This is a genomic window from Leptospira noguchii serovar Panama str. CZ214 (assembly GCF_000306255.2).
In the GTDB taxonomy this organism is placed as follows: Bacteria; Spirochaetota; Leptospiria; order Leptospirales; family Leptospiraceae; genus Leptospira; species Leptospira noguchii.
Map to the genome: position 1 here is coordinate 55,641 of NZ_AKWY02000004.1, position 19,678 is coordinate 75,318.

12 protein-coding genes are annotated in these 19,678 nt (G+C 34.7%); 8 read left to right on the forward strand and 4 right to left on the reverse strand.

Annotated elements, in window-relative coordinates:
• Window positions 1-83 precede the first annotated feature (83 nt).
• The 3 genes from LEP1GSC059_RS01970 (at window position 84) to LEP1GSC059_RS01985 (ending at window position 6,666) form a co-directional block, all read left to right on the forward strand.
• Complete coding sequence (locus LEP1GSC059_RS01970) at window positions 84-2,075, forward strand: OmpA family protein (protein ID WP_020980191.1); 1,992 nt, start codon at window positions 84-86, stop codon at window positions 2,073-2,075.
• 1,175 nt (window positions 2,076-3,250) lie between these two features.
• The gene (locus LEP1GSC059_RS01980; RefSeq protein WP_017215366.1) at window positions 3,251-4,060 is read left to right on the forward strand and encodes a DUF1835 domain-containing protein; all 810 of its coding nucleotides are present in this window, start codon (window positions 3,251-3,253) and stop codon (window positions 4,058-4,060) included.
• Between the two features lie 191 nt (window positions 4,061-4,251).
• Window positions 4,252-6,666 carry a transglycosylase domain-containing protein gene (locus LEP1GSC059_RS01985; protein WP_017215364.1) on the forward strand — a complete coding sequence of 805 codons (2,415 nt, stop codon included), beginning with the start codon at window positions 4,252-4,254 and terminating at the stop codon, window positions 6,664-6,666.
• Here the strand turns inward: LEP1GSC059_RS01985 and LEP1GSC059_RS01990 are convergent.
• A complete protein-coding gene (locus LEP1GSC059_RS01990; protein WP_036056864.1) occupies window positions 6,644-8,185 on the reverse strand; it encodes an ABC transporter substrate-binding protein in 1,542 nt (513 codons plus the stop codon). The genes LEP1GSC059_RS01985 and LEP1GSC059_RS01990 overlap by 23 nt on opposite strands.
• Before the next feature lie 17 nt (window positions 8,186-8,202).
• On the opposite strand from LEP1GSC059_RS01990, the gene LEP1GSC059_RS01995 reads away from it, so the two are divergent.
• The 3 genes from LEP1GSC059_RS01995 to LEP1GSC059_RS02005 all read left to right on the forward strand — a co-directional run bounded on the left by LEP1GSC059_RS01995 (window position 8,203) and on the right by LEP1GSC059_RS02005 (window position 12,967).
• Window positions 8,203-10,083: an ABC transporter ATP-binding protein gene (locus LEP1GSC059_RS01995; RefSeq protein ID WP_081099775.1), complete on the forward strand. Its 1,881-nt coding sequence runs from the start codon at window positions 8,203-8,205 to the stop codon at window positions 10,081-10,083.
• A gap of 23 nt (window positions 10,084-10,106) precedes the next feature.
• Window positions 10,107-11,138, forward strand: a complete 1,032-nt coding sequence (gene lpxK / locus LEP1GSC059_RS02000; RefSeq protein ID WP_020980257.1) for a tetraacyldisaccharide 4'-kinase — start codon at window positions 10,107-10,109, stop codon at window positions 11,136-11,138.
• A gap of 527 nt (window positions 11,139-11,665) precedes the next feature.
• Window positions 11,666-12,967: an LA_0442/LA_0875 N-terminal domain-containing protein gene (locus tag LEP1GSC059_RS02005; RefSeq protein ID WP_420323966.1), complete on the forward strand. Its 1,302-nt coding sequence runs from the start codon at window positions 11,666-11,668 to the stop codon at window positions 12,965-12,967.
• Here LEP1GSC059_RS02005 and LEP1GSC059_RS02010 read toward each other — a convergent pair.
• From LEP1GSC059_RS02010 to LEP1GSC059_RS02025, 3 genes are all read right to left on the reverse strand, one after another.
• Window positions 12,949-13,278 (reverse strand): helix-hairpin-helix domain-containing protein, encoded by a 330-nt coding sequence (locus LEP1GSC059_RS02010; RefSeq protein ID WP_002178141.1) that lies wholly within the window; start codon window positions 13,276-13,278, stop codon window positions 12,949-12,951. The genes LEP1GSC059_RS02005 and LEP1GSC059_RS02010 overlap by 19 nt on opposite strands.
• Window positions 13,279-13,784: 506 nt before the next feature.
• Complete coding sequence (locus LEP1GSC059_RS02015) at window positions 13,785-14,447, reverse strand: CatB-related O-acetyltransferase (RefSeq protein WP_017215362.1); 663 nt, start codon at window positions 14,445-14,447, stop codon at window positions 13,785-13,787.
• A gap of 299 nt (window positions 14,448-14,746) precedes the next feature.
• Window positions 14,747-16,462: an acyl-CoA dehydrogenase family protein gene (locus LEP1GSC059_RS02025; RefSeq protein ID WP_002178125.1), complete on the reverse strand. Its 1,716-nt coding sequence runs from the start codon at window positions 16,460-16,462 to the stop codon at window positions 14,747-14,749.
• A gap of 607 nt (window positions 16,463-17,069) precedes the next feature.
• Between LEP1GSC059_RS02025 and LEP1GSC059_RS02030 the strand changes: the two genes are divergently transcribed.
• Window positions 17,070-18,524: a porin gene (locus tag LEP1GSC059_RS02030; RefSeq protein WP_017215361.1), complete on the forward strand. Its 1,455-nt coding sequence runs from the start codon at window positions 17,070-17,072 to the stop codon at window positions 18,522-18,524.
• 325 nt (window positions 18,525-18,849) lie between these two features.
• Window positions 18,850-19,377 (forward strand): peptide-methionine (S)-S-oxide reductase MsrA, encoded by a 528-nt coding sequence (gene msrA / locus LEP1GSC059_RS02040; RefSeq protein WP_020980179.1) that lies wholly within the window; start codon window positions 18,850-18,852, stop codon window positions 19,375-19,377.
• The last annotated feature ends 301 nt before the right edge of the window (window positions 19,378-19,678 follow it).

The window sequence follows — 19,678 nt, forward strand, 5'->3', positions numbered from 1 at the left end:
GACCATGATTTTCAAAATAGGGTTTTTTTGCCAATAAAAAGTAGAATTAAGTACTTTTGAAATTCTACCGAAGTTGAAAACGTATGCGTATTTTACAAACTCTGCTGACCCTGATCTTAAGTTTTTTGTTTTTCTCTGGTCTTCAGTCCGAGGATAAAAATCTTTCCTCAAAAAAACTAAGTGAATCCACTTCTTGGATTCCTAAAGAAAATTTTACTCAACTCGCATCACAAAAGGAAAAACTAAAAAACGTTTCTCACAACGAAACATTCAAATTAGAAATTGGCTATAAATTATTGACTGGAAAAATCCTTCAGTTCGGAAAATTACTCAATACTGAAAACGCATACGTCCCCATCGAATCCAACGAAATCACTTCCGAACTTTCTCAACTCAACGACAAGACCGTGAAAATTCTATGTAGTATGAAAGGTTCCACCTGCAACCCGATACGTTATGAGATTTATCCCTTTTTAAATTCCAAAGAAATCAAACCTTGGACGATTAAAAAAATTCCTGATTACGTAAATCATAATATTTTTGCATTTAATCCTACAGTTTCTCCGGACGGTAAATATCTTTTTTGGACCGCTTATATTAAACGAGGTAAATCTGGAACTCAAAAGATTTGGTATTCCAAACTAGACGAAAAAGGTTTTTGGGAAGATGGTAAGGAGATGAGCGCTCCTTTAAATAATGAAATGCCTTCCGCTGTTATCTCTGCGCTTCCTGGTGGTAACGAACTTTTCGTCTTTGGGACGTTTGGCGAAAAAGAACTTTTAGATGAACTCAGTAAAGATTTTGAAACAAAGGGAAACTTGGCCGCTCGTTCTTCTAAAAATTCAAACGAATATAGAAAAAAGATAGAAGAGCTTAGAACAGAATACGACGAAAAAACGAAACAAATCTCAAGTAGAGTCCCTCTTTATAAAAGTTTTAAGGAAAAGGATTCTTGGTCTAAACCAAGTATATTAAAATTTCCTGATTTTTATAATCTTTATAGAAAGAAAAACGATTCAAGCCAAGAAATTTTCGGTGGATCTACTCTTTCTTCTTCAGGTAGAATTTTAATTTATTCTTCTCAACATAAAGACTCCAAAGGAAGATTAGATCTTTATGTCAGCAAAATGTTAAACGACGGAACCTTTCCTTTAGGAACAAACTTAGGAGAAGTCATCAATACAACTCATGAAGAGATGGCTCCTTTTTTAGCAAGCGACGATAGAACCCTTTATTTTTCCAGCGACGGTCACAAAGGACTTTCCATTTATATGACAAAAAGAACGGGAGAAGGTTGGGATCAATGGACCAAACCCGTGGAAGTTTCCGAAAACCTAAAAGGTGTAAATTTCTTTTCCATTCCCGCAAACAGCGACTGGGCTTATATCAGCAAAGACGGCCGATTGTTTATGGCTTATCTTCCTAAAGAGATGCGTCCCGAAAAAGTTGTGATCATAAACGGAAAAGTTTTAGATACAGAAGGTAATCCTCTTTCTGCTGATATACATTATGAATCTTTAAAGTCTCACGAAAAGATTGGTAGCACCAAAAGCGATCCGTCTAATGGTAATTTTTCGATTATCCTTCCCTTTGGTGATAACTACGGCTTTTATGCTCAGAAAAAAGGTTATCTTCCTGTATCACAAAACTTGAATCTAAGTTCTAAAAAGAAATTCTCCGAAAAAGTGGAAGTAATTTTACAACTTCCTCCGATCCAAGATAGAGGCTCCATTCAAATCAATAATTTATTTTTTGAGTCTAAAAGTTTTCAGATCGCTCCAGAATCCATTCTAGAACTGAATCGTCTTGCGGAAATCGTAAAGGAAAACCCAGATATTGAAATTCAGATAGAAGGTCATACCGATAACGTTGGTAAAAAAAAGGACAATCTAATTCTTTCTGAAAAAAGAGCGGCCGCGGTCGCAGAATTTCTTTTTCAAAAACATTCTATTTCTAAGGAAAGAATCCAAACCAAAGGTTTTGGAGACAGTGCTCCTTTGAATAAAAATGATTCCGAAGAAGGACGTAAAAAAAACAGAAGGGTCAATTTTACGATTCTAAAGAAGAGTAAGTAAAAACTTCTCTACATTTTGGATATTTAACGTGAGTTCGGCGTAAGGATTCGTTTTATAAAAATCTGATTTTTTCATAAAAAATAAATGTTTAAAATTTATTATACGACTTAATCTATGGGAACTCTCATAAATCTATATTTTACGGTAAAACTTTGAAATGTGGGAACTCCACTGTTTTTAGCTTTTAAAAATTAGTATCAATCATTTCCATAAATGAAATGTAGGAAGTACTAATTTTAGAAAATTTTTTAGTTTTTCTTACACCAACTCACATTATTTACTACGGGACATATAGAAATAGTATCCAAAATTAGCGGACGATTTTACTAAGAACTGTTCCAAACTCAAAGAACTTTACGCGATAATTCTTTATAAATTTTTAATCAAATGCAGTATTCCTACAAATTAGTCGCATTTGGCAATTTGCGAATTTTCAACCAGTTCTAAATGTAGTTCTATTTTCATAGTAGTTCCTACATTTTTGTGAAACTCAATCAGGCCGTTCGAAAAACTCAACGTCTCGCTTCTATTGGTGCTCGACAAGTTCAGATATGCAGAAGTTTTTAAGAATTTCGTTTAATCAGTATTCGTTGGGTTTTGTAAGAGTTCCCACAATTCTAAGTTTTACTGCAAAATTGCAAATTTCAGGAGTTCCTAGAATTGTTTGACAAGAGGGAATACAAGAATTCGCTTTAAAAAAATATTATGTCTTTTAAACGCGAGAGTTCCCACATTTTTGAGGCCAGAAATAAGAAAAGTTTAGTGACTTCCGCCGTCTCTTCAGTCCTCTATACACGAAAGTGATTGAGGCGTAGGGAAACTTCAGCGGAACACTCTTTATGAAGCGTATTTTATAATAAATTTAAATTAAAGATAAATATTATATAATGTTTCTTTTATACAATTTATTGACTGGAGCTGAAAGCGTAGTTCGGCAACATCGGATTCGCCCAAATTTTTTTGCAGAATTCACATTAGGGTTGTTGAAAAATTTTATAGTGACGATCAATAAAATTGCTTCAATCGACCGTTTCCATAAAATAGAAACTAAGTGGCGAATTAATTTTTCAACAACTCATTATTTAAGTGCAATATCGGATTGGACACTTGATTATGTAGTTTTGATCTTACCTTTTTATTCTAACTCTTATAATACAACTGCTTATTCCTAAAACATGAAAAAAACAAAATATTCAGAAATCCAAATTTCTTTTTCCGAAACGACAACTTACGACTTAAAACAGCTCGATCAGAGGATAATCCCATTTTGGGATGATCTCTCCATAGGACCCATCTATCAAATCAACACAGAAGTAGGACAAAAAAAGAGACAGCAATGGCTTTTTAAAAATATAAGTTCCGATTATTATAAGGAAGAATATTATTTTTCCGACTTTACAAAATGTTTGAAAGAAATCCATTCCATTCCTAAAGATTTACCGATTACTATCTGGAAAGGAGATTGTGCAGGGGATTATCTTGGACTTTGTTTTATACTTTCATTATTAGAAGGACAAAACCAAATACGCGTCATTCACGCTTCGAAAATTTACAAAGAATTGTTCCATAAAGAATACGAAATCTTTAGAACGGGGCAATTATCGTTCGAAGAAATTTCAAAAATCTATGAAAAGTCGAAAGAAATTCCATTTTTAACATATCCTGAGAAAACGGATTTAAAAAAAGAATGGGAAACATTTTTAAACAATACAAATTTACTCCGAATTCGGAAGGGAGATATAGTCCTTTCAGTCGAAGAAAATCATTTGGATTCTTTTATAATCGAATGTGCAAAAAATTTAGACGCACAAAATTCTTTTTGTGATGCAAGCCGATTGATTGGAACAGCCCTAGGTAATTACGAACAACTGATACAAGACAAATTTTGGGAATATCGTCTCAGAACCCTAATAACACAAGGCATATTTAAAATGGAAGGTTCGTTAGAATCTTATTTAACATACAAAGTTAAGTTAGTTCTATAATAGCTTTGCCTGCTGATTTTACCGCTGTCCTCAAATTTAAACTTTGTTTTATCGAAAAAATCAAATACAACTCTATTAGAGTTTCTGATCCGGTTCGAAATTCTAAATGGAAAATATTTCTAATACTTTACAAAGATCGTATCGTTTCTATTGTCTTTCTCTAGAATCCAACAGGATAATAAGAGGAAACGATGACATCCGGTAATGAAAAAGTGTTCAATTCAATCCAAAAAAGTTTTATAAAGATTCTCCACTTTTTAAAAAATCATTGGAGAAAAATTTTACGTTATGCGATCATTGTAACAATTTCAGTCACTTCTTTTTTAATCGGCGGTTCTTATGTGGTTTGGTTATCCAAAAAAGATGAAGTCGTCTCCAATCTGGATAAGTTTAAAAACGAGGTCACAAATTATTACGAAGTCAGTCAAATTCGCCCAATTCGAATTTTAGATAGAAACGGTAAATTGATCGGAGAATTTTCCAGAAGAAAGTTTAAACCAATCCGCACGGACAATCTCGCCGAACACGAAAACATTATCTGGGCGCTTCTTTCTTCCGAAGATAGGGAGTTTTATAATCATCACGGAATCAATTACACCGCGCTTCTAAGAGCGATCTTCATCAATCTGACCACATTTCAAAAACAAGGTGGTTCTACCATCACTCAACAACTTGCAAAACTTACTTTAGATCTGGGAGCCAGAAACATATTTAACAAAATTACGGAATTCTACTGTACTTTTTATCTAGAAAGTCAATTCGATAAGAGCACGATTCTTTCCATGTATCTCAATCGAATTTTCTTAGGAGAAGGCAATACCGGGGTGGAAGAAGCAAGCCGTTATTATTTCAACAAAGCGGCAAAAGAACTTACCCCCGAAGAAGCCGCTATGCTTGTAGGAATCATTCCCGCTCCTTCCAATTATAATCCTGTTCGAAGTTTAAAAACCGCTCTGAAAAGACAGAAACTCGTTTTGATTCCGATGGCTGAAAATCAACGTCTACATCCAAATCCAGCTAACATCGATAAGAATTTCTCTCGTAAGATAGATTCAAATCTGAAAAAATTCAAATCCTTCTACAATGTGGAAGTCACTAAAGACGGCGAAAAAGAATTCTATTCTTCTGATATTGCTAGATACGGTTTTGACAAAGACTTTACTGTAAATCTCGCCCCCGATTTTAATTACGGAATTCGTCAGCATATTTTAGATACGTTCTCCGAAATAGATATTGAAACCAGAGGAATGAACGTTTATACAACTCTGGACTACGATAAACAAGAAGCCGCTGAAAAATCTTTAAGAGAAGGTATCGAATCCGTTCGTAAAAAGCTAAATGAAACAAAAATATCATATTCAAAAAAAGGAAATTCTGAAGAAGCAAGAATCCAACAATCGATCATAGACAATATGAACGGTTCTTTGATTTCAATCAATCCGGGAAACGGTTATATAGAGGCGATGGTAGGTAGTTACAAAATTTCTAATATATTTAGACTTAACAGAGCCGTTTCGGCGCTAAGACAGCCGGGTTCTACGATCAAGGCCTTAGTCTATACAATCGCTTTTGAAAATAGAATGATCACCCCCTCTTCTATGGTAATGGACGAAGAGATCAACATCCGAGGTTATTCTCCTAAAAATTGGTATAGAGGTTACAAAGGAGAAGTTACAGCAAGAATTGCTTTTGCACAATCGATCAACACAATCGCAGTCAAATTGTTAAACGAATTTGGTGTGAACGAATTTTTGGAAAAAATTTCAATGATCTTAGACATAGACAAATCGACTCTTGAAAAAAGATTTCAACCCAATCTTTCTTTGGCATTAGGTTCGGGGGAATTGTCTCCGATGGAACTCGCTTTGATTTACGCTACAATTGCAAACGGAGGTAAAAAAGTTTCTCCCATTCAAATTCTTAGAATTACAGATTTTGAAGGTAGCGAAATGTTCTCCACTCCTTTAAAAGATCCAAACGAATCGGTTCAGATTTTAGATCCTGTTGCCTGCGCAGAAACGATCAATCTCTTAGAAGCAGTGTTAAGCGAACAAGGAACAATGAAACTAAAACTTAAAGGTGAAGATTCTTTTCCGATGGGAGGTAAAACCGGAACGGTCCAATCTCCCAAAGAAGCCCGAAAAAAATGGGGATCGCGCAAAGGAGTGAGAGACGCTTGGTTTGCAGGAGTCAATCCAGATTTAGTTACAACTGTTTGGATCGGAAACGACGTAGGGGCTCCATTTGAAGGTTCCGGTTCCGCGATCAGTGGAAACATCTGGTTTCGTTACACAAACTATATCGCAAAAAATATAGGATTTTCAGACACGCTGGTCAAACCGTTTAACGGCGATTTTGTGCAGGTAGACGTATGTGGAGAAACCGGCTTGCAATTACATTCCTCCGTTCCTTGTATGTATCCTTTGTATGGTCAATATTATTATATAGGAGAACAACCTACTTCTCCCGCGGGTTCCACAGCAACTCCAGAAACTTCCATACAAGAACCTGGGGCTACTACAAACCTTCTTCCCCAAGCAGAAGATGGGGACGGAGATTCCGTAGAATTAGAACTTCCAGAAACTACAGATAATCCTCCAAACTAGAATAATGTTTTGCTTTTTCGGATATTAAAAAAACCTCATACGGTGACCAGAGAAAAATCCAAGGATTTTCTCTGAGGAGTATCCTCAAAGCCTGAATCGTTTCCGATTCCAAATCCAAGGAATCGGAATTTCTAACTTTGGAAAATAAATTTTCAAGCTCCCGATTTTCATAGTGCGCCCTGTTCCCGCCGTTGCCCTTGTCCTTGCCAGAAAACAAGGGATCTATAAAGTTCCAAGCCCCCGGTAAATCTGCGTACCAAAAAAGTAACGTTAGATCTCCTTTACCTTCTGAATTTTCTTTATAAAGAGTCACCTTTTCCATCGGGTGAATTTTAATCTTCAATCCTAATCTATTCAAAAATCCGACCAAAGCCAAACCATTCGCGTTATTCTCCTCATCTCCCCTCATTCTAAAATCAATTTCCCTTTCTAAAATTTTCGGATAACAAGAAGAATTTTTCAGATATTCCTTCGCTTTCTCTTGAGAATGACTTTGTATCGAAAGAATTTCCGGATCTTCCTCTACAACTTTTTGAATTTTAGATGATCCGACAATCCCCAAAGGAACCGGACCGAAGGTTAGATCCGCATTTCCTTCCAATAGTTTTTGGATTACGAGATCAGCGTCTACAGAAGTATTTAAGGCTTTTCTAAAATTCAAATCAAAACAAGGTTCGTTCGCATTAATCGCTATATATTGGATACCTCTTCCCTTTCTAAATCTAAGATTCTCTTTTTGAATATGCGGATTTTTTAATAAGAAGTTAGGAATACGCATCAGATCCATTCTTCCCTTAGAAAACAAAAAGACCCCAGTGGAAGCAGAAGCTAAAATTCTAAGCCTTATTTTTTTTGGAAGATCCTCGTTTACATAAGGATTTTTTTCTAGGAGTATATGATTGTTTTTTTTCCATTCTTTCAGAACGTATTTTCCAGCTTTAGGGGTCTCTAATACATTCTTTTTTTCTAATGTTTCAAAAGATTCAGCTTCCAGTGTTTTTGAATTTGCGGTTTTACAACAAACGATTCCAGCAGGAGGTAAAGAAAGTAAATCTATTGCGTGTCTAAGTCCTCCCGTAATTTTTAGTTCTATTTCTTTTTCCGAAAGAACGTTGATTTCCTTAATAAAAGAATATTGATTTTTTCTAGGGCCGGGAGTATTCACCAACCGATCTAAAGATTCTCGAACCTGTTCGGCTTTTAAGTTTTCTCCATTAGATAAAGTATAAGTTCTCAGTTTGAGCTTAAAAGAACGAATTTTTCCGGCACCTATCAATTGAAATGATTCTACAAGTTGATAGTTAGGTGTACCATTCTGTACTTTTTGAAATAAAAACGGATATAAAAATTTTCCGAGTGTACGAGAAGATAAATCGGTAGAGAAAAGAGGATCTAAACTGATCGGGTCGGATGGAATAGAAAGAATCAACTCCTCAGGATCTTCTTCTCTAGATTTACAACCGGAAAAAAGAAGGGACAAAACGAGGATTCCTGTAAAAAAGGTTAGATAAGTATTCAAAAGACTAAACCCTTACAATGAATATATATAAACGGCTCCTAAAGTATTCCTTCAAGTACAAATACAGATTGACTTCAGGAATTGTACTGTCCTTTCTCGTTTCGATTTTAAACGGAGCCTCTCTTACTTCTTTGATTCCTATTTTTGATTCTTTAGGAACCGGAGAAAAAACGAACTTCGAAATTTCTCTGACTAAAAAAGATAAAATACTTTTACAACGTTTAGAAGAGAAGGATTCTTTTACAAGCGTTGAATCTATCGAACTCAAACTCACTCAATGGAAAATACAACTCAACTCCTCTCTAAAAAAAATGAGCCATGATGAACTCGTTCTTCTTTTTTGTTTTATCGTTTTTCCCGTTTATCTTTTAAAACTGATTTTTTTAGCCGCCGCAGTTTATTGTATTAACTCGGCGGGTTATCTAGCAATTCGAGATCTTAGGTTGGAATTGTACACAAAAGCTCAAACTCTTCCCCTCAATCATTTTGTACAAGAAAAAACCGGAATTCTAATGAGTAGAATTATCAATGACGTAGAAGTTTTAGGAAAATTGATCAGTTCAGATTTGAAAGACGCGATCACTGATTTTTTTTATATCGTCACACATTTACTTCTTCTTCTTTATTTAAGTTGGAAGATGTTTCTTGCGGTTTTTATAATCGTTCCGATCGTAATGGGCCCGGTATCCGCGTTTGCCGATAAAATCCGCAGAGCAACACGCAATCAACAGGAGCGTCTTTCTTTGTTAAACGGACACCTTCAGGAAGTAATTTCCGGAATCAGAGTAATCCGCGCCTTTTCTATGGAAAAAACGGAAGCCAAACGTTTTTGGGAGTTTAACCAAGACCTTTCTGACAAAACGTTCAAAGGACATTTTTATCACCAAGTAGGTCCTTCGTTAACGGAGTTGTTTAGTTCTATCGTAGTTGTGATTTTCCTGAGTTTCGGCGCGTATCTTATGGAAGACGGAACATTCTCGCGTGGTATGTTTATGGCTTTCTTTTTAACGTTAATTTTTTTAATGCGACCTTTTAAACAAATGAGTATGCTCTCTAATTCGATCCAAAGCGCAATCTCGGCGGGAGATCGAGTGTTCGAATTATTGGATCAGGAAACAGATATTAGAAATACAGAAAATCCTAAATTTCTAAAAAAGATGGAAAATGGATTGTCGTTTAACAACGTTACCTATACGTATCCCGGCGCCAAAAATCCAGCCATTCAAGAAATCAATTTAGAAATCCCAAAGGGAGAAACGATCGCATTGGTGGGAGCCTCCGGGGCCGGCAAATCTACATTAGTTGACCTTGTGCCTAGATTGATCGATCCTCAGGAAGGTAAAGTTCTTATCGACGGAATTGATATTCGAAATTTAGATCTAAGTAATCTTAGAAAAAAAATCGGAATCGTTTCTCAACAAGTTTTTTTGTTTAACGGAACCATACGAGAAAATATCTGCTACGGAAACCAAAAAGTAACCGAAGAACAACTTTGTACTGCTTGCGAACAGGCCTTTGCGATGGAATTTATTTTATCATTTGAAGAAGGTTTAGATACGATCGTAGGCGAAAGAGGAGTTATGCTTTCCGGAGGCCAAAGACAGAGAATCGCGATCGCCCGAGCTTTGTTACTCAATCCTGAAATTTTAATTTTGGACGAGGCTACTTCGGCGCTCGATACCGAATCAGAAAGATTAGTTCAAGAAGCGTTAGAATCCCTTTATAAAAACAGAACTGTGATCATCATCGCACATAGACTTTCTACGGTACAAATTGCCAATCGTATCTTTACAATGGAAGACGGAAAAATCGTAGAATCCGGAACTCATATGGAACTACTCCAACTGGATGGAAAATATAAAAAACTTTACGACATACAATTTTCGGAAAACACATAACTTAACAGAATTTTAATATTCTTATGAACTTTTTTTCTACTCTTTCTATATTACAAATTATACTGTTTCCGATTTTATATGTTTTTTCTTATTTGTATCGAGTTCTTTTTATATTCGATCAGAAACTTACAAAAAAGAAAAAACTTCCAGGCGCTTTTGTAATTAGTGTAGGAAATATTTCCATGGGAGGAACCGGGAAAACTCCGTTTTCTATCTTTATTGCAAAACTAATTCATAAAAAATTTCCAGATCAGAAAATCATCATTTTATCTCGCGGTTATGGTGCAAAAGGTTCTCAACGAGGACATCGTGTAGGACAACACTCAACACCGATGGAGGCAGGGGACGAACCTCTTCTATTAAAAAAACATCTTCCGTTTGCCGAAGTTTGGATTGGGAAAGACAGATACTCTTCTTATATTCGTTTTAGAGAAGAGTTAAAGATACAAGAAAATTCGATCGTAATTTTAGACGATGGTTTTCAACATCACGTTTTAGAAAGGGATGTGGACCTTGTTTTATTGGACTCGAGTAAAATTTCTAAAGAACGTTTTTTAATTCCTGCAGGAAATTTAAGAGAGCCTATTTCTTCTTTAACAAGAGCGGATCAGATTATATTTTCTAAATATGAACCTTCCGTAGAAAGAATCGTTCAAAATATTCAAAATCAATTTTCTAAAGAAATTTTTCGTTTTTCTTTAGAACCGGATAAACTTTTATCTCCTAATTTAGAATCCGATTCTCCTAAAATATTATCCGGTAAAAAAGTATATGCGTTTACTGGAATCGGAAATCCGGAAGTTTTTTTTTCTATGATCCGTAAATTTCAACCATCCGAATTGGAAACGAGAACCTTCCGAGATCACCATTCTTATACGATAGAAGACGAGAACGTTTTAAACTCGATTGCAAAAAATTTTGATTTTTTAGTTTGCACTGAAAAAGATCTAATCAAAATTTCCAACCCACCCAATCAATTAAGAATTCTTCTTTTAAAAAGTAAATTAGATCAGGAAGACAAGTTTCTTTCTTTTCTACAAAAAAAATATACTTAAAAATATTTTAAGTATATACATAATTTATAATAAAGCCAGAAAAAGCATTTCGATTGGATTTTGAGAATAGAATTCGTCCATCTTCCCCAAAAGAAACAGTAAATTAAAAGTAGAGTTATTGAAAAAATCCAAATCAACAAATGATTTGTTTAAATGAAGAAAATTAATTTTTCAACAATTCTAATATAGTTACTGTCCTTACAAAATTGAGTATCGTAAGTTTTAATTGCAAAACCCTATTTCAATACAAAACATTAGATATCTCATTATATAACTCCGAGTAAAAATTTTCCGAAAATCGATTCTTCATTTCAAATATTTGTTAGACGATAAAAATCTTCTCGATTCTATTCTGTTTTTCACGATTATAAAAAAGTAATTCATCATTTCATAAACCCATCCGCAAAACAATTCGAAAAGTTTTAAACTCTTTTTTGTTAAAATTCATTTTTAGAAAACTAAATCGTATTGCAAGATTCAAACAATGTGTTATTATTCCCGATACCTTATTTGCAAAAATAAATTTTATGAAAAAATTTATTTCTTATTCGATCATAGTTTTTTTAACCACAACGGTTTCACTTAAAAGCGAAACTGCTCTTTTAAAATCTGGAGAAAGAATAGAAGGAAATATACTAAACCAAGATAAAGAAACAGTCACATTTAAACTTTCGAATGGAACCACAAAAATTTTTAAGAAATCGAACATTCGAAAAATATCTTTTTCAAAAACTATAGAGACAATCCCTAAAAAAGAAGAAACTAAAAATAAAGAAGAAGAAAAAAAAAGAAAATCAAAAGAACTCGCCGAGTTAGCTGAAAAACAAAAATCCAAATTAGAAAATTCTAAAAAAAGAGAACAAGAACTGATCGATTCAAAAAGACATTATCTGGATGTTTCTTTCGGAATCGGAGATGGTACCGAACAATCAGAACTAAGACCTTTTTACCAAACCATTCAATACGCTGGCTTGGCCTTTAGCAGTTCGGGCCAGGCGGAAATTCTCACCAATCCTTATAAAACACCTAACACTGGCTCTACGACTCGCATTCGATATGTTTGGAATCGGCTAACATTTGAACTACGAGGAACAGAAGCAAAACGTAATATAGACGTAAACGGATTCCAAACTCTCGCATTCGGAACCAGCTCAGAATCAGAATCTTCCGGAGAAAGGACGGTTAACGCAATTTTAGGAGAGATGAATACCAAATTTCAAAAAGTTTCTTCTCGTGTCGGTTTTACCCCTTATCCACATCCGATTTTAGATCTGCAAATTCTGGGAGGAATAGAAAGAATCTGGACGAGAACCAGTCAAGAAGTCGATAGTATTGGTCAAAAAACTGGAAGCGGAATCGATCCGAGTCGCATTAGCTTTCGTGAATATTCCAGTCATTATAAGGGATATAGTCTTGGAATCGGATTTGAATGGAAATTCTTGAAACGTTTTACACTACAAGGTCAAATTCTCCATTTAGATATGACAAGTCCTTCTTCTTTTAGAAATAATGAATATAGAATAGACAGTTCCAATCAAATGCTCAGCTTAAATCAATTCGGTTTGGATTATCGATGGAAATCTATTGGAACCGAAATGAATCTTAGACTTTCCACAAAATTAAAAGGAAACTGGAGTTTGTTTTTGGAAACAAGCAACATGAATTTAAAGAACACACTTCAAACAGGTTATATCACCGAAAACGAAGGTGATCCCGATCAACTTGCATTAAAAATTTTCGGGCCGAAAATTTTGATTCCTATGTTATACGAATCTAAAACGATTTTAACTTATGTTCAAGTCGGAGTTAACTATCGTTTGGATTTTTGATTTTTTTCGGTATCTTTCCAATTCCACCACTTTAGCTTTTCTGAATTCGGCTTTTCAGTATTTAAGGAATAATGAACACAGCGGAATACATAGAGCATACATCGATCCACATATCCTCCGTGTAACTTACAACAACGGACATATAATTCCTCCGGATCCGCGATACGGATTCCTTCCAAACTTCTAAAACCTAAATTCCAATAATCCATCGAGACCGATTTACCTACTCCGGGCAAGGTCTGAAATTTTTTTAGTATATCGTTTTGTTCCGTATGTTTTTTAGAAAATTTAGAATATTCTTTTTTATTCATATACTAATCCTTTTTTTCTTCAACTTCGTGGAAACCTTTGTAAAAAAACTCTATAAAATTCCAAAATTGTTTTTAGATTTCTGCATAGAATCTTTGTTCTACGATCAAATCAGAAATTCATTTTATAAAGATTTACACAATGAGTAGCAAAAATTTCACAAATGAGACGTAATCTGTGGGAACTACTGCAAATCACGATTTCACAGAAAAACTTTCAAAAACTCAGGGAACTATTTCTTCGTACGAAAAATATAAAATATGAATATATCATTTTTCGAAAAACTCAATTCAATGTTTCGTTCCAAATCCACTTTTTGTTAGAAATGAGACGTAATCTGTGGGAACTACTGCATTCTTAAATTTCACAGAAAAACTTTCAAAAACTCAGGAAATTATTTCTCTGTGCGAAAAATATAAAATTTGAATATATCATTTTTCGAAAAACTCAATTCAACGTTTCGTTCCAAATTCACTTTTTGTTAGAAATAAGACGTAATCTGTGGGAGCTACTGTAAATCAAATCCATCTAGTTTTTGAAAATCAAGAGTTGTCAAAAAATCCAACGAATCAGTGATTTTTTTAGGAGGCCAATCCCACCACTTCAACTTTAAAAGTTTTTCTTTAACTTCAGTAGAAAACCTTTCCCGAATCACCTGAGACGGATTTCCAGCAACGATCGTATAAGCCGGAACATCTTTGGCTACAACCGAATAAGCGCCTATAATCGCGCCGTCTCCAATATTAACTCCGGGAAGAATGATCGCATTGGTTCCAATCCAAACGTCGTTGCCTACAATCGTATTTCCTTTATCCGGAAAATCTCCTGGCTTAGGCATGGCCTTTTCCCATCCGTTTGAAAAAATCGCAAAAGGAAATGTAGAGAACGCGCTCGTCTTATGATTGGCTCCATTCATGATGAATTTTACTCCAGTTGCAATCGCACAAAATTTGCCGATCACAAGTTTATCTCCTCGAAAATCGTAGTGATAAAGAACATTCTCCTTTTCAAAACGTTCCGGGCCATTCGGATCATCGTAGTATGTATAATCTCCTACTTCAATCAAAGTAGATTGAATAAAGTTTTTTAAAAAACCAATTCTAGGAAATTCCGGAAAAGGATAAGGAGTTAAAGGGTTTGGTCCGAAAGAATGTGAGCCTGAATCTTGCATCAATAAAATCTCCAAAGACGGTCTTACTCAGAACTACATAATAAAGTGCCTATTTAACGTAAGTTCGACGTAAGGAATTCATTTTTCTGAAAAAAGTTGGAATCTGAACTTTACGGTCGATTGCTAAAATGTGGGAACTCGTACAAAAAGTAAATGTTTAAAAATTGGTAATGTGGCTAATCTGTGGGAACTACTGCAAATCACGATTTTAAGAACAAACTCTAAAATTATAAAAATTCACAGTTTTATACATCCATACAATAAAAAAAGAAAGTTAATTTTCCAAGCAAATCGTACAATTATAAAATCTTAATTTCGTTTACTTCTTTTAATTTTGAAAGATTCCCTTCCAAAACAGAAAGAGTATCTATATGATAATCTTTTACGTGTTTGAGCCGAAGCAACTTTTTATCTTCTGGAAGCCTTTTACAAGAAAATTCAAATAAAACTCCCGCCAAAAGTCTGGAACAAGTCAATACGATCTCCTCCGCATACGTATCCTTCATTTCTCTTTCCGGAAGTTCCTTATAAAGTTTTACCAACTCTTGAAATCCGTAAAACAGTTTGTGAGTCAAAGAAGAATCAGATCGGCTTATTAATTCAGATATGTATTCCCCAAACGTATGAGTCAATCCGGAAGTGATTCCTCCGATACACGCATTGACTTGAATCTGAGAAGTTCCGTCATAGATCGTAACGATCCTTGCGTCTCTATAAATTCTAGAAATATCATAATCTTCTGTATAACCCGAACCACCATGAATCTGAAGCGCGTCATTGACCACCTTCAAACAAGACTCAGAGCAATAATACTTACTAATCGGCGTAAGCACATTTGCAATTTTCTCCCAATACCGAACCACTGTATCGTTTTTAATTTCCTTTTCTGTAGCTCCTTGTTTTTCAAGTCGAATTGCTCTCCAATAATAATGATCCATCACTCTAGAACCTTCCAGCGTTAGACATCTCATCGCGTAAGTTTCTCTTTCGATCCGATCCAATATCTTTTTCACCGCGGGGATTTCTATCAAAGGTCTTCCAAATTGAATCCTTTCTTTTGCGTATTTTAGAGATTCATAATATGCTGCAGTTGCAAGACCGGTAGATTGTTGTGCGATCCCCATTCTAGCTCCGTTTAACATTCCCATCGTATATTTTATAAGTCCGTAACCTTCTTCACCGATCAAAAGTCCTGGAGAATTTTCAAAAACCACCTCACAAGTGGGGGAACAATGAAGTCCAAGTTTATTTTCGATTCCTGCAATTTGAACATCCGTACTTTGGACTAGAAAAAAAGAAAGCCCTCTCGCACCGGAATTTATTTCGCCAGAACGAGCCAGTGTCAATAAAACTGCGGGAAGATCTCCGAACCCACAACCATGCGTAATAAAACGTTTGGTTCCGTTTAATATCCAATTTCCTTCTTTATCTTTTGTGGCTTTAGTTCTTAAATTGGAAAGATCAGAACCGTGATCCGGTTCGGTAAGTCCCATCGCACAAACAAACTTTCCATCGGCAAGACGTGGTATCCAATCGTTCTTCATTTCCTCGGTCGCATGACGTTCTAAAATTTCCGCAAGATTCACACATCCGATGGCAATGGCGAGTGACGCGTCCACTCTATAGAAAATTTCCGATATAAAAGATTTTACCGTCCAAGGAATTCCTAATCCTCCGTATTTTCTAGAAAATCCATAGGCTTGAACTCCCGCCTCTACAACTTTGGAAACCAATTCAAGCATCTTGGGAGGAAATTCTACTTTTCCATCTTTAAATTTTAAACCTTCTCGATCCAAGTCGGCAACGTGAGGCGAAAGTATATTTCCGGCCAAATCTCCGACTGTATCCAACACGGTTTTATAATATTCTTTTGCTTCGGAAGGATTAGAAGGCCCTCCCTCTGCAACACCGGAAAAATCGTTTTCGTAATCGAGTATAATTTCTGTCCAAGGTAGAATGTGTACAAAATGATCCTGGATGTCTTGATTGTCCGAAAAATAATTATTTTGAATCATTGTATTCTCCCTTAAATCAGTCAGTATAAAAGACAGAAAGACAAAGAGAAGTAAAAAAACGAACTTAAAAAGAATAGAAGTCTTTAAACCTTTTTTAAAAACGAAACAAATTCAAAATCCATAACTTGAAAAATTTTCTTAAGTAAATTTCTATAAAATGAATTTTTAATTTGATGAATTACAAATTTATGCGAAAATCGATTTTTTCACTGCTCCTTACACAATCAGGTCTCATGATTTTTAAGACGAGTCCTAGTTTTAGAGACAGAATTTTGAATATTCTATTTTAAAGTTCTACTTATAACTATAAAATAAAATACCCCGTATTTTGAGCTGAAACAGGGTTTTGTAATCAAAATTTACGGTACTCGATTTTATAGGATATTACTCATAACTATATAATAAAGTGCCTAATATTTTGCATGGAATCAGTGTTTTGTGATAAAATTAACGATACTCAATTTTATAGAGATCAGTAGTAGAATCGTTTTCTTTGGATGTTATAGAACGTTCTCTTAACCATTTCTTAACTTCTAAAAGAAAATTCTAATTCCAAATTGTAGTTTCGGGACTTGTCTACAAGAGTTCAATTTTATATACTTTTATCATGACACAAAAATGGAATTTTCAAAAATTAGAATGTTCTAAAATATGGACTCAAATTAAATTCGGTTCAAATTTTATAATAAAAAATTTATTGAACAAACTAGGTTTTCAAAAATATATTTTTACAATCCTATATTTCTTCATTTCTATCTTTCACTTATCTGCGGATTCTCAAAAAACAGATTCATCTACGTCTCAAACAAAAGGAAAAGTTCTAAATTCTTCTCATATCTTCTCTACTAATATCCGGAACAAAAAAAATTCCGACTCTTCTCCAATAGGTTCTGACTTATTGCAAACCTCTTTGACAAATCTTCAATCGCCAACAAATGAAAAATCAATCGATAAGGATTCTTCACAGATACAAAACGAAGATTTTCAATCTAAAGACGAGATTGAAAAAAATGATCATTCCAAAGAAAGTCCGGAAGAGAACAAACAGATTCCTAAATTCGGCTTTTTTATCGATTCTTATTACGCTCACAATCCTTATCGTTCAAGTTCAAGAGACAACCGTTATCTCACTCAACCCGCACGTTGGGACGAAATCAACGTTAACCTTGCTTACATAGACGGTAAGATCGAAACGGATCAATATAGAGGTAGAGTCGCCTTTCAATTTGGAAATTCTGTAAATTCGAATTATAAAAACGAAGTCAATTCGGAAAAGAATTCCAATGAAATTTCGGTAAGAAATATTCAAGAAGCTTATGCCGGAATCAAACTAGCAAAAAATCTATGGTTAGACGGGGGTATTTATTTTGGCAATATCGGACTTGAAAGCTGGATCTCTCACAATAACTGGAATTATTCCAGGGCACTCGCTCTGGATTACGTGCCTTATTATTCGAGCGGTTTTAGACTTTCGTTTCAATATTCAGAAAAACTTTCTTTTCAATTTCATCTGATGAACGGCTGGTCAAACATCACGGAAACTAACAAAGATAAGGCGATTGGTTCTCAAATCGATTATAAAATTACAGATAAGCTTAAAATCACTCACAATACTTTCGTGGGAAACGAAGCTCCCGATAGTCAAGCTCGTCAAACAAGATATTATAATAATTTAATTCTTCAATATCATTTTACGAAACATTTTATTATCGCAGGTTCTGGGGACGTAGGAATTCAAAGGGTTCCGGATCCAGGCACCCAGGCTTATAGGCAATGGTATCATGGAACGTTTTGGATTACTTGGAGACCGGTTGAAAAATTCAGGACTTCTTTACGTTTAGAAAGGATGTTTGATCCTGAACAAACGATCATTCAAACCGGTTCTAAAAACGGATTTTTAACTTCAGGTGCAACGATTACTTTGGATTATATTCCAAACGAAAATGCCTTGGTTCGACTGGAAGGAAGATATTTTCGTTCTTACGACGCGGTTTTTGATCGAGATCGATCCAAATCCAAAGAAGAAAAGTTTATCGTTTTTGCGATTTCGGTTAAAATATAATCTATTTTTTCAAGCCCGATTTTCCAAACGTGTGGGAACTACCACTTTTAAAAAACATAAGATTTTTCTAAACTTTGAAAATATGATAACTACCACTTATTTCCATTTAGAATTTAGAGAAATTTGCTTTCTGGGTTTGAAAATTACAGAAATTATCAAAACAATCTTGGAATGTGGGAACTATTACAAAAATCAAATTGCAAAAAAGATTGTTACAAAACAGGAACGATTTCTAGGCGACGTAATCTGTGGGAACTACCACTTTTAAAAAAACATTTTTCAAAACTACTTGCAACCTTTCCATTCTAAGCTCGAATCGTCTCCTATGGAACAAGCAACATTAGGCGGCGGTTGTTTTTGGTGTCTCGAAGCGGTATATCAAATGGTAGAAGGAGTAGAATCGGTAACTTCCGGTTACGCGGCAGGAAGGACAAAAAATCCGGATTATCGCTCCGTATGTTCCGGCACCACTGGACACGCAGAAGTGATTCAAATTTCTTTCGATCCTAAAATCATCGGTTATACAGAAATCTTAGAAGTTTTTTGGATCAGCCACGATCCTACTACACTCAACCGACAAGGAAACGATATAGGAACTCAATACCGATCCATCATTCTTTATCACTCTAAAGAACAAAAAGAACAAGTCGAAGAATCAATTCAAAAAACAGAAGAACGTTTTTCAAATCCGATTGTAACTCAAGTAGAAGAACTAAAAGAATTCTATCCAGCCGAAAACTATCATCAAAATTACTTTAAAACCAACCCAGAACAGTCTTACTGTCATTATGTGATCAAACCTAAAATTGAAAAATATCTCAAAACCGGTTTTAAAGTCAAAAACACAAATTAAAAGCCGTTTTAAAAAAAATATTCAGAACTATAAAATAAAGTCCGTTTCTAAACTGACTTGTCCCAAATTTACGGTATTCTATTTTATAGAGATTAGAATGGTTAAAAAAATCCATAGGGACGATCAACAAAACTGATTCAATTGACCGTTGCCATGAAACAGAATCCGATGGAGAATTAATTTTTAAATTCTATTATCCATTTTGTTCTAATGAAAAGCAAAAGAAAATTAATTTTTCAACACCTCTATTAATAAAAAGACTTAAAACAAGATGTTTTAAACAAAGATAAATTATTTTTAC